The following is an 11,959-nucleotide window of genomic DNA, read 5'->3' as shown; positions in this document are numbered from 1 at the left end:
TCTTGAGCGGCGAGTTGCTCCCAGAGACTGCGGGAAGCACGGCAATGCCGAACGACTGCGTGGTGTACGGTGTGCACCTGAGGCAGAGCCCGGCGCTCTCGATGATGAGTATACCTGCCTTAAGTTTCTCCGCCCACGTGATCGCGTCTTTTAGTACCATGATGCCCATGTGGTCGGGGCACAGGTCGCCGGAGTAGACCTTCCTTGTCGGGATACCGAACTCCTCGTGGAGTTCCTCATCCTCAAACGCCTTCACGACATCGATCTTGAGGTACGCGGGCTCGTCGGTCTTTGAAAATTTTTTTATGATCTGGCGGATGACTGCAGTCTTGCCGGCACTGGGTGGGCCGGCCACAATGACGAGTTTCATGCCGGCACCCCTGCCTTTTTCGAGGATGCGGGGGCTGTACCGGAATCGCCGATCAGCTCCCCGCCCCGGATCTTCTCCCGGAGATCCCAGAGGAACGCATCCATGCCGGACACGGTGCCGATGATATCACGCTCGCGGTTCCCCGGTTCGAGCACGCCGGCCACTGCCCCGTTCTTCATGACGATCCGCCAGTCGGTGATAAGCGCGAGATACGGGTCGTGCGTGACAAATATCACGGCTTTTTTGTACTCCCGCAGGCAGGTAATGACCCGTTCCTTGTTGATACCAGCGTTTTCCACCTCATCGAGAAGGAGGATTGGCGTCTGACCGATCAGGATCGCGTCGGCGATCAGGAGCGATCGGGTCTGGCCTCCCGAGAGCGACGTCATCCGGGTGGAGGCGGCAATCTTCTCACCGGTAAACTCGTTTGCGAGCGCTATCGTGCGGGCGATCAGGTCCTGGCTACTCGTGTCCCGCACCTGGATGTGGAGGGCGAGGAACCGGGTGACCGTGAGGTCTGCAATAACCCGGGTGCTCTGGGTAATGAGCGCGATGGGTTTCTTTGCCGGGTCGCGCACGAGCTCCTCTGGGGGCTCTTCTCCGTTGACAAGGATGCTCCTCCCTGTCGCCGTGTCATCCTGCGCGAGGACCTCAATATCGTTAATAAGTGCGGATTTCCCCGAGCCGGTCGGCCCTACGATCGAGAGGGTGTCGCCCGGCCGGATCACGATCCGGTCGAATCCCTCCTTCTCCCCGTCGCGGCTGGTCCCGGGGAGGATGGTTATTTCGTACGCCTGAGTGTGGTTCATGACAGGATCATGGGCAGGGTTGTTCAAATATATTTCCTAAAGTGCAAGAATTTTTTCCTTATAGTAATAATTATAATCTAAAAAAGGATACATTAAGGTTAATATGTTCTCAAAAAGGATATTCGAGATCGATTTTACCGCCGCGTTGAACGAGGAACTGGAGCGCAGGAACATGTCGGTCAGGGAACTCGCGAATCAGACCGGCATCCCGGTCTCGACGCTGTACAAGGTAACGATGGGTGAGAGGGACCCCCGGCTCTCGACCGTGAAAAAGATTGTGTCCGTCCTTGAGCCGGAGCGCCACCGGTTCATCGCGGTCATCGCGGCAAAATTCCTGCTGGATTCCGTCGAGACCCGGGAGGTGGAGTCCTCGGGGGGACAGAAATTTGCCATCCGGGGATACTCCGCGCACTCCCTTGATGAATGCATCGTTGCGGCGTCCAGGGCGGAGAAAGACGGGGCCTCCGGCATCATTTGTGCCCCGATACTTGCCTCGATCGTGGAAAAGATCGTGGACGTGCCAGTCGGAATGCTCCGTCCCGAACTCTCCTGCGTGGACGAGGCAATCGGCGCGGTGCTCAAGAAGATCGGGTGACGTATATGGTACAGGACACGATCCGGATCGGCCACCTCTCCACCATGTACCATACCGCGTTCCTGCTTCGGGGCTCGGGCCTGCTCGCCGACCAGGGTATTTCTGCCACGTGGACGCTTTTTCCCTCGGGACCCGACATCATCAACGCGATGCAGGCAGGCAGGCTCGACCTCGGGTACATCGGCCTTCCCCCGGTTATCATCGGGATCGACCGGGGCTTGAGGCTCGCCTGCATCGCGGGAGGTCATATCGAGGGGACGGTCATAATTGCCGGGAGAGATACACCCTCCCTCGCGGACTGTGGCAGCATGCAGGAGTTCCTCGCGCAGTTTGCCGGTAAAACGATCGGGACGCCGCCGAAGGGTTCCATCCACGATGTGATCGTGCACGAACTGCTCCGGGAGTACGGGAGAACGGATGTTGCGGTAAAGAACTACCCGTGGGCAGACTTCCTTACAGATGCCATCGAGACCGGTGAGATCGCGGCCGCAGCCGGGACACCGGCGCTCGCGGCTACTGCACACCGGTATGGAAATTCACGGCTTGCAGTGCCTCCCGACCGGCTCTGGCCGTTCAACCCGAGTTACGGGATCGTTGTGATGCGGGAGATGCTCAAAAAACCCGGCCTACTCACCCGGTTCCTGACCGCCCACGAGGCAGCCTGCGAATGGATCCGGCACGACCCCGCCACCTGTGCCCGGATTGTCGCAGGAACGACCGGCATGGTAGATGAAGCATTCGTCCTTGAAACCTACCGGATCTCGCCGAAGTACTGCGCAGCACTGCCACCGGAATACATCGCATCCACGATGAAATTTGCCCGGACGCTCCAGACGCTTGGCTACATTTCCCGCCCGGTCAGTGAGGATGAATGCTTCGAACGGTCACTGATTACAGCCGTTCATAAAGGACCGCACCATTACTCGTCAGGGATCGCGGACACCCGAAAAACTCTTTAAAAAAGCGTCCCCGACTGTTACCGTTACCGCGATCCGGGGGAGGTCTGATTATTTCAGGAGCCGGTACGCGCCCCGGGGTATACGGAAGGTAAAACGTGCCCCTTTCCGGTATTCCCCGGTCTCCGTTATCCCAAGCCGGGTAATCGCAAGGATCTCCCGGGTCAGAAAGAGACCAAGACCGGTGTTTTTCCCGACACCCCGTGAAAAAATCCGGGTCTTATCGGAATCAGGGATGCCAATCCCGTTGTCCTCAAAATAGAGAAGCAGATCTGTCCCATCCATGGCCCCGTACAATCTGACGTTTGTGACCCCCTCCCCGTAACGGAACGCATTGTCAAACAGGTTGTAGAATACCTTTTCAAGCATCGGATCCGCATAGATCTCCAGATCTCCGGTGTCACAGGTAAACGAGATGGTATTGATGAACTGGGAGTACGCCCGTGACGCCGTATTCCCGACATGCTGCCAGACCGGGGCTTTAACACCGAGATCGTCGTATGACCGGGTGAATTCGATCTGGCTTCGGACCGCAAGCAGTACCTTTTGCTGTTTTTCAAGAACCTCGCTGGTCGCTGCATCGGGTTCCCGTTCCCTGAGGATCGTATTATACCCGAGAAGTGCCGTGAGCGAGTTGAGCACGTCGTGCCGGGTCACCCCCATCAAAAGATTGAGTTTGACGTTTGCAATCCTGAGGGCATCGCCGATCTGCTGGACACCGGTGAGATCCCGGATCGACAGGATCAGGACTGATCGGCCTTTGAAGGTAAAGTAGGCAAGCGTGATGTCTGCAGGAAAGACCGAACCGTCTTTTTTCCGGTGATACCGCAGGGAGACCCGGGGCACCTGCCGGTCAAGGGTCTCCTGCGTCTTTTCCGGTTCAGCAGAGAGATCCACAAGCGCCATTTTCATCAGTTCTTCCCGGGTATACCCGTACAGCGCGGACGCTGCCGGGTTCAGGTCGAGGATTGCCCGGGTCTCTACATCCACGAGAAGAAGAGGATCGTTTTTCGCTTCAAAGACATTCCGGTACTTCTCCTCGCTCTCTTTTAACGTCCCGGTTGTTGCAAGCAGCGCGAGCTCTGCTTCCTTGCGCGCAGTCATGTCCTGGACGATACCAATAACGCCCGTAATCTTCCCGTCCGGATCGTAGAGGGGGGAGGCAATACACCGGAGCCAGACTGTCCTCTTTTTTATCGAAATCTCGACCGGCGCATCCGGGGATTCAATCGTCTCCCCGTGAAGTGCCCGCCTGAGATTTTCGGGGAATCCAAGTGCATTAAACTGGGGAAACCGCTCTTCAAGGTGTTTTCCCACCACATCTCCCTCGGGGATGCCGGTCAGTTCCTCCATGAACGGGTTCCAGAGGGTAAACCGCAGGTTGGTATCGTAGGCCGTTATCCCTTCCTGTGCATCGGTGATCACGCACCGTAAGAATGCTTCCGAGGCCCGGATCAGGCGTTCGGACTCGGAAAGACGGCGCTCGCTGTTTGCCAGTTCGGCGTAGTTCTGGCGCAGTTCCTCTTCGGTCGCGGTCAGCTGCTCGAACGCAGCGTTCAGTTCCTCATGTTTCTTATTGAGTTCTTCCTCTGCCGCTTTGCGTTCTGTGATCGGGCGTGTCGTGGTCACGACGCCATCTATTCCCTCGACACCGGTGAGGTTGGTGGCGACCGATTCGACCCAGAGATACTCGCCGTCAGCCTTTCGCATCCGGTATTGAGACGGTACCCCGGGATTTGTCTTTGCATACACCGAAGCAAGGTCGGCCCTGATACGGTCCCGATCGTCGGGATGAATGTAATCCATTGGGTCCTTTCCCTTCAGCGACATAGGGGGATACCCAAGAATGCGTGATGACGAGGGCGACTCGTAGGCAATTCTGCCGTCGCGGTCAAGAACCCGGATGATATCCGTTGCATTCTGGAAGATCGCGCGGTACCGTGCCTCTCCTTTGCGGAGTGCACGCTCTGCACGCGATCGCCGGACCATCTGCCGGAGTTTCTGCCCGAGTTCTGCAAACTGCACCCGGGGGTTGCCGCCTTTCTGGAGGTAGGAGTCAGCACCGCTGTTGATGGCTTCGATCACGACCTCTTCCCGGCCTTTTCCGGTAAAGATGATAAAAGGGATTATGTTTCCTGACTGCCTGACCTGTCGTAAAAATTCGATCCCGTTCATCCCCGGCATCTGGTAATCGGAAATGATCGCATCGTAATGGCGATCCCGCAGAAGACCGGCTGCCTCCTGCGCAGAAAGTATTGTATCGACGCTGAATTCTCCTGATTGCTCCAGAAACAATTTGGTGAGTTCAAGCAGGGCTTGCTCGTCGTCAACATAGAGGACGTTGATCACGTTACGTGCACACTCGGTAAAAGGACTGTATGGTGCCCGTTATTAAACAATTTCCCTTTAGGAGTTGGAATTTCCCAAACGGGAAACTTCCGGGGACAAATCCTCGCAAGGGCCGCAGTTACATCCGGCCTGCCTGCGCGGATCGTTCGCTCGTGGGGACGATACTGACGATGCTTCCCTGGATCTTCCCTTCCAGGGATCCTTTGAGCCGGTCGCTTGTTGCCTGCACCGCTCCCATCGTGAGCCCGGGATCGAAGCCGAGGAAGATATCGATGTAGATCTTGCTTCCGGATCGCCTTGAGCGGACACCGTAGAACCCGTGGTATTCGTTAAAGAATGCCGAAAGTTCCTGTAGGATGACGATCTGGAGGTCCTCTTCGAGGGTTTTGTCAAAGAGATCGGGGAGCGATGAGGATATTTCCCGGATACCGGCGATCAAAAGGAAGCCGATGATGACAAAGGAGATCCCCGGGTCGATATAGACAGACCACGAGTACCCGATAAGGGCAAAGGAGAGGACAAACGAGATAAGGACTGCAACATCGGCAAACGATTTTGCCCGCCGGAGACGCCACTGGGTTTCCATGATGGGCGAGGGATCGATTTGCGCGATCCGGTAGTTCTTCTTCCAGAGCCAGGTGTCGATAATAGCGGTGAGGATGACAAGGGGGATGGCAATCCAGACGCCGGTGGGCCGGAGGGCCTCGGGAACGATGAGCCGGTGGATGGCAGAGAAGAAGATTATGGCAATGGAGATGAACATGACAGCGCCGGTGGCGATCCGGGTGAGCGTCTCGAACTTTCCCATGCCGTAATCGTACGTGAAGCCGGCGCCATGCCGCATCTTGATGAGGATGGCGAGCGCGAACATCGTGGCAAGGATCTCGTTCCCGTCCTTCATGACGTCGGCAAAAAGGGTGATGGACCCGGAGAGGACGACGGCGAGGATCTCCGGGATCCAAAGGCCGATGTCGCAGAGGAGGCTGAATACAACGGTCTTCTCTTTTGAAGCGGGTGCTCCCACCCTGCCCGTGCACTCCCCGGAACTGCCATCCATGTGATCTCTGACATATTGTTTTTTAAGACGATAAAAGACCGGCAGGTCCGGATTCTGCCCGGAGACTGCAAAAAAAATCGCAGTTATCGCCAGATTTATCCAAATTAGCCTTAATATGTGTTTATTTAACAGGTGACCTGAATGAAAAACACCAGTTTAATACTCGCAGTGGGATGCCTCGTTGTCATCGCCGTCTGCCTGACCGCCGGCTGCATCGAGGGAACGACCCCGGTCTCTGATTCACAGACAACGACTGCCGTTACACCGGAGGGCGTGACCCCGGCGACTACAGCGTCAGTACCGATACCGTCCACGACCTCGTTCCCGACGGCCGTATCGACGGTTGCCGGTTCTTCGGTGACGACGGTCTTTGTGAACAGCACGGCAAACGGGGAGATCCTGACAATCCCGGTAAGCGACCGGGTGCTTGTGCGTCTTGCGGAGAACCCGACAACCGGCTATACGTGGAATGCGACCGCATCAAAGGGCCTTTCGGTGATCCAGGATACGTATATCGCGCCGGACACCGGCCTGATTGGCGCCGGTGGCTACCATGAATGGATCCTGGCCCCGGACACCGTGAATACCTATACGTTCAAAGCGGTCTACCTGCGGTCATGGGTCGGTGCAACCGCTGACGATGAGACGTTCAGCCTTGTGATCGTGGCAACGCCCGCGTGACCGTTCCCCACCTCACCGTATCCTCTTTTTATTTTTGTGCTCTTTTTGCGTCCTGACGCATGTGCGTCCGGCACTAGTGAATCCGCCGGCAGAACAAAGGCGCTGTTCCGGGGAAACGACAGAGCGGGGTAACATCACTGTTTTTGAGATTCACCGGGCTTTTTCCGGAATCCTCAGCCCGCGACCCGGACATTTTTAGAAATCTTCAGCAGCTGGGTCGAACATTTTTCGGAATTCTCAGCTCGTGACCCGCTCATTTTTAGAAATCTTCAGCAGCTGATCCGTACATTTTCCGGAATCCTCAGTCCGTGATCCGATCTTTTTTTGAAATCATCAGCAGCTGAGTCAAACTTTTCTTTAAATCTTCAGCGCACAACCCGGACTTTTTTTGCCAGTACAGCCCCGGGATCACACTTCTTCGTCGGAGAGTACGATGATTATTCGAGGGTTTTGGCATCAGCGTCCCTGGACCGGGCCGGTCATTTTTGAAAATGTTCAGCACCTGTATCGCTCATTTTCCGGAATCCTCAGTTCGTGACCCGCTCATTTTTAAAAATTCCCAAGCTGCCTGCCCGGGCACCCGGTGCTGGTGCGCAAGTCGAAGATCCCCCTCGACCTTATCGGTATCGGACCCGACGGGGCGCTCGTGATCGAGGTCGTCCGTTCCCGCAGGCCGCTGCCGGATGCACGCACCGTTATTGTCCAGTGCAGGAAGGAGATCGATTATCTCCGGGCCATGAAGCCCTCGTCGCAGTTCCGGAAGATGATCTGGTTGTATTTCCCTCAGTGCCGGTGGAGGTTCTACGATGTCTACCCGGGAGGGATCTGGCTGGCGAAGGATATTATGGATGGGGACGGGAAGAAGTAAATTATTCTTAAATAATTTTAAATTTTATCTCTGAAATTACCTCTTGCAGTACTGCAGATGCTTTAACAATATACTCATCTGGTTTAAACGTTGAGGAGTCAACATCGAATGAAAGCATATTTAGCCCCATTTCGCCGAGGGTAACCTGTACAGTTCCTGATGCACCTTTGAATATGTGGCTTTGGATTTTGTTGGTCTGCGGGAATGTCAATGAGTAGATGGTGAAGAGGACATTGTCACCTACAGCGAGGTTAGTGGTTGCCGTTATAGTAAACTTGTCCCCGATGTGGTGGTCATTGATGGGATCGATATGGATCACTGGTTTCTGAATGATGAACTGAATCTTTGTATAAATTTCGTCAGACCTCGGGCGCTTGATTGCGTTAATAACCGCTTCTGCTGCTTCAATTCCATGAAGACTTCCCGGGCCATTTATTGGGAATAAGTTAACAGGCAAGGGACTATCGCTCCATACAATAGGAATCCCAACGAAGTTTCCGATAATATCGACTTCAAATTTGTTATCCTGCAGGGGATGTTCGATAACGACAAAGTATTGGCCCGGGTCCATTTTTTGTGTTACTTCTCTTTTTATCTCGTATGAGTAAGATGAATCAGAATTAACCTTGATGATTTCACGGGAAAAATGATTTTCACCAAAGATCCATATTGCAACACCGGGGAAAGGATTTCCTGTTGCGGTTCCTGTAATAAAAAATCTATCACCTTGCGCAATTACAGATGTAGAAGCTGTTGCTGTAACGAATGTATTAGGATAATCTGGTTCTTTAGGAGATATACTGCTGAAACAGATGTACTTCGGGATATTTTTAAAATCGAATTCGAGATTTCCCCTTTTTAGAATCTCAATAATTTTTGAGTTATTTTTAAATTTATCATATCTTTCCCTCCTTTTTTTGATGGCCTCCGGAGCACCCCATCCAATCTCATGGTCAAGTTCCATTTGATGTTCTTCCAATTCTGAATCCCTTAATGCCTGCTCACCTTTGCGAGCGATAATTTGTATATCTAATAAAAACTCATTGTCGATCTTTACCTCTCTCACAAAATCTTCAGAAATAAAATCGAGAATACACCATTTAATCAATAGTTCATCCTCAATTGTCAAATTTTTAATCGACCTCCCCAACCCTCTTAAAAAATTTAGTGAATTCAAAAATTGTTTAATCTCCCGTGGGTTGTTTTCGAGTCCATTGGTTATAATTTCGATATATTGGTGGATCTGTTCATCAACCTTAATCTCATTTTCAATGAAATTTTTTACATCATCAGAACTTATAGCAGGAAGATTAAACTGAAGTTGAATTATTTTTTTAATGAAATCTTTGCCTAACGATTCATCAGCCCCTAACATTTTATACTGTGATTCAACCGCATTCGAAACGAAATTAATGTCCATTCCGATAATAAAAATACACCCTTTCTGGTCGAAAAAAAGATTTATTGACTCTAAAATGCTTGTAATGGATTTGGGAGAGCATCGATCTAAATCATCTATAAAGATTACAAGAACTCCCTTACTATCATCATAATCTCCATTTATTTCATTAATGACAAAAATTTTCAATATCAGATTTAAACATTTTTGGAATTCGTCATAAAATGGAAGATATTTTTTATATTCTGGGTCTTTGATTAATTCACTTACATCTAATCCAACGGACGCAACTTTTATCAAATGAAAAATTATCTTACGAAATTGAGCCTGTTTTCGCCATTTTACGTATAGTGTTTTAACATGCTCAACAATTCCTTCTTTTGTAAAAAAAGATTGCCCGCGAAATTCATAAAAAATTTCTTGGATTAACGCAGCAAATATTGAATTGGCATCAGAATATTTCCAAGCATTAAACCAAACGGTCCTGACGTTTCGAGAATTAGAAATGTTGTGAGAAGACCCTAAATGTTTTTGTAGAGTTCTCATTAATGACGTTTTTCCGCTGCCCCACTTTCCATTGATGGCGATGGTTATTGGTGTCTTATTTTCCGGGTTTTCGATAATATTGGAAAGTGCTTCGACATACGCATCAAAATTAAAGAAATTTGCGTCATCTTTAGGAGAATCACTGAATATTTGAATATTTAGAAAATTTTTGTTTGGATCAGGCATATGATTTCCCTTTGATTTAGAAATTATTTGTATATTACTACTTTATTGAAACCGACTGGGAAGATTGAACACATATTGTGTTCTAAAGATGCGATTGCTTAAAAAGATCAACAATTTCAATTTAATATCTATCATTTACTGACGGTACCCCTTCCATTACTCCCTCATTCCCTCTTTTTGCACGCCAATCTTCCCCAATCCCCAAACCGGGCTCACCGGTAACCCGGACCGGCACCCCCCACTTACCCGTAATACCCCCTCCTGCACACTGTTATGTGTCAAAGGGGCCCCCGAGACAGCAGAAAAAAAAGAGAAAAGAAAGGAGAGATAAAAATGGCAGATTTCCAGGATGGAACAACCACCAAGACCGCCTTCCGCAATCTTACGACACCGATTGCAGATGCGACGATGTTCAACGCGATCGTCCAGGCAGTCATCGTATCGAACCCCTTCGGATGTGTATCCTACATGTCCGCAGGTGAAACACACCAGCCCGTCGAGAAGACCAAGGAAGCCTACACCGCGAAGATCGTGTACCAGGACACCGACGCAAATGTCGTCGGGTATGTCACCGACCGGTACACCAGCATTGCCGGGTTCAACGCCGGCGCCGCTGCACTCCTCGCCGCAGGCCCCCTCAGCACTGCGCACGGTGGAACCCCGTCACGGGACTACGACAAGGAGACCTACTCGGCGACCCTCAGGTGCCACGACCAGAACGGCGAGATATACAGCCTCCACTTCAGCCGCGACCGGATCATCATCGCCTCCTACACGGACGATGCAATCAGGGCGAAGGTCGAGACTTGGGCCGACACCGAGACAGCCCTCGCATGAGGTGAGCGTGATGGAAAACGAGCTCATCATCATAGGAGCATTCCTCGGCACAGGATTGCTCGCCTACGTGATCATCCCGGGCCTGCTCGTGATGTGGGACCGGGTGCTCGACCACATGGAAGAGAGCGCCGGGCCGGAAAAGAAGTAAGAACAAGGCCTGAGCGGGGGAGGTTCCCCCGCCGGCCCTCTTTTGGGGAAATAAGCTACTGCCGAAAATGCGATACGGGTAATTGTTCCCGTTCACCCGAGCTGTTCCAGACGCCGGCACGCCTCGTGGAGCGTCTCGTCTTTTTTGGAGAACGTGAACCGGAGTTTCGTCTCCCCTCCCTCGTGGTAGAACGAACTCCCCGGGACTGCCGCCAAGCCCACGGTCTCGATGAGGTGCCGGGCAAACGCCACATCCGTCATCCCAAAGCCGGAAATATCCGTGAAGATGTAATACGCCCCCTGCGGGAGCCGGCAGTCAAAGCCTGCCTTAATCAGACCATTGTACAAAATCTTCCGCCTGCGGTCATAGTCACGGGCTAGATCCCGGTAATAGGACTCAGGCAGGGAAAGGGCGGCGACCGCCGCGTGCTGGAGCGGGGCCGGCGCACCGACCGTGAGAAAATCGTGGATCTTCCGGATGCGGCTCGTTAGTCCTGCACCCGCGAGGGCATAGCCCACCCGCCAGCCGGTTACGCTGTAGGTCTTCGAGAGGCTGCCGATCGTGACCGTGCGATCCTCCATCCCGGAAAGCGAACCGATGGAGATGTGCCGGTGCCCGTCGTAGAGGATGTGTTCGTAGATCTCGTCGGTGATCGCGATCACGTCGTGCTCGATACAGAGGTCGGCGATGAACCGGAGTTCATTTTGGGTGAATACCTTGCCGGTCGGGTTGTTCGGCGAGTTGATGATAATGGCCCGGGTCTTCTTCGTGAACGCGGCCTTCCACGCCTCCTCATCGATAAACTCCCCGTCGCCGAGCGGGACATAACGGGGAACCGCGCCGGAGATGACCGCATCGGGCCCGTAGTTCTCGTAGAACGGTTCGGGCACGATCACCTCATCTCCCGGGGTGATCAGGGCAAGCATCGCGGCCATCATCGCTTCGGTCGAACCACAGGTGACCGTGATCCCGGACTCGGGGTCGAACGTCATCCCGTTGTAGGCCTTCGACTTCCGGGCGATGGCCGCACGGAAGTCCTGCGCCCCCCATGTGATCGCGTACTGGTTGAAGTCCTCGTTGAGGGCGGCGCAGGCAGCGGCCTTCAGTTCAGGGGGGCAGGGGAAATCAGGAAAACCCTGCGCGAGATTGATCGCATTG

The 11,959-nt window shown here is 52.9% G+C and carries 12 protein-coding genes; 6 read left to right on the top strand and 6 right to left on the bottom strand.

What is annotated here, in order from left to right; all coding sequences use genetic code 11:
- Both WCE46_RS02820 and WCE46_RS02815 read right to left on the bottom strand, forming a co-directional pair.
- The coding region (locus WCE46_RS02820; protein ID WP_424732190.1) for a GTP-binding protein at nucleotides 1–370 on the bottom strand (370 nt) is incomplete at its 3' end.
- Entirely contained in the window at nucleotides 367–1,179 is an 813-nt protein-coding gene (locus WCE46_RS02815; protein ID WP_424732189.1) for an ATP-binding cassette domain-containing protein, read from the bottom strand. The genes WCE46_RS02820 and WCE46_RS02815, both read right to left, overlap by 4 nt.
- Nucleotides 1,180–1,282: 103 nt before the next feature.
- Here WCE46_RS02815 and WCE46_RS02810 point away from each other — a divergent pair, with 103 nt between their 5' ends.
- Together WCE46_RS02810 and WCE46_RS02805 are read left to right on the top strand one after the other, a co-directional pair.
- A complete protein-coding gene (locus WCE46_RS02810) occupies nucleotides 1,283–1,774 on the top strand; it encodes a helix-turn-helix domain-containing protein (protein ID WP_424732188.1) in 492 nt (163 codons plus the stop codon).
- 5 nt (nucleotides 1,775–1,779) lie between these two features.
- Nucleotides 1,780–2,733: an ABC transporter substrate-binding protein gene (locus tag WCE46_RS02805; RefSeq protein WP_424732187.1), complete on the top strand. Its 954-nt coding sequence runs from the start codon at nucleotides 1,780–1,782 to the stop codon at nucleotides 2,731–2,733.
- Nucleotides 2,734–2,781: 48 nt separating this feature from the next.
- Here WCE46_RS02805 and WCE46_RS02800 read toward each other — a convergent pair whose 3' ends face one another.
- The gene (locus WCE46_RS02800) at nucleotides 2,782–5,079 is read right to left on the bottom strand and encodes a PAS domain S-box protein (protein ID WP_424732186.1); all 2,298 of its coding nucleotides are present in this window, start codon (nucleotides 5,077–5,079) and stop codon (nucleotides 2,782–2,784) included.
- 118 nt (nucleotides 5,080–5,197) lie between these two features.
- The gene (locus tag WCE46_RS02795; protein ID WP_424732185.1) at nucleotides 5,198–6,136 is read right to left on the bottom strand and encodes a cation diffusion facilitator family transporter; all 939 of its coding nucleotides are present in this window, start codon (nucleotides 6,134–6,136) and stop codon (nucleotides 5,198–5,200) included.
- Nucleotides 6,137–6,277: 141 nt separating this feature from the next.
- On the opposite strand from WCE46_RS02795, the gene WCE46_RS02790 reads away from it, so the two are divergent.
- Nucleotides 6,278–6,817: a protease inhibitor I42 family protein gene (locus WCE46_RS02790; protein ID WP_424732184.1), complete on the top strand. Its 540-nt coding sequence runs from the start codon at nucleotides 6,278–6,280 to the stop codon at nucleotides 6,815–6,817.
- Nucleotides 6,818–7,406: 589 nt separating this feature from the next.
- Entirely contained in the window at nucleotides 7,407–7,685 is a 279-nt protein-coding gene (locus WCE46_RS02785; RefSeq protein ID WP_424732183.1) for a hypothetical protein, read from the top strand.
- Between the two features lie 7 nt (nucleotides 7,686–7,692).
- Here the strand turns inward: WCE46_RS02785 and WCE46_RS02780 are convergent, their stop codons facing one another.
- Nucleotides 7,693–9,816: a KAP family P-loop NTPase fold protein gene (locus WCE46_RS02780; protein ID WP_424732182.1), complete on the bottom strand. Its 2,124-nt coding sequence runs from the start codon at nucleotides 9,814–9,816 to the stop codon at nucleotides 7,693–7,695.
- A gap of 333 nt (nucleotides 9,817–10,149) precedes the next feature.
- Here WCE46_RS02780 and WCE46_RS02775 point away from each other — a divergent pair, with 333 nt between their 5' ends.
- Together WCE46_RS02775 and WCE46_RS02770 are read left to right on the top strand one after the other, a co-directional pair.
- Complete coding sequence (locus tag WCE46_RS02775) at nucleotides 10,150–10,653, top strand: hypothetical protein (RefSeq protein WP_424732181.1); 504 nt, start codon at nucleotides 10,150–10,152, stop codon at nucleotides 10,651–10,653.
- Nucleotides 10,654–10,663: 10 nt separating this feature from the next.
- The gene (locus tag WCE46_RS02770; RefSeq protein WP_424732180.1) at nucleotides 10,664–10,801 is read left to right on the top strand and encodes a hypothetical protein; all 138 of its coding nucleotides are present in this window, start codon (nucleotides 10,664–10,666) and stop codon (nucleotides 10,799–10,801) included.
- 92 nt (nucleotides 10,802–10,893) lie between these two features.
- On the opposite strand, the gene WCE46_RS02765 is transcribed toward WCE46_RS02770, so the two are convergent.
- The coding region (locus WCE46_RS02765; RefSeq protein WP_424732179.1) for a pyridoxal phosphate-dependent aminotransferase at nucleotides 10,894–11,959 on the bottom strand (1,066 nt) is incomplete at its 5' end.

This window comes from Methanoregula sp. (genome assembly GCF_049690535.1).
GTDB lineage: Archaea > Halobacteriota > Methanomicrobia > Methanomicrobiales > Methanospirillaceae > Methanoregula.
This window is presented reverse-complemented; position numbering and strand designations above follow the sequence as displayed.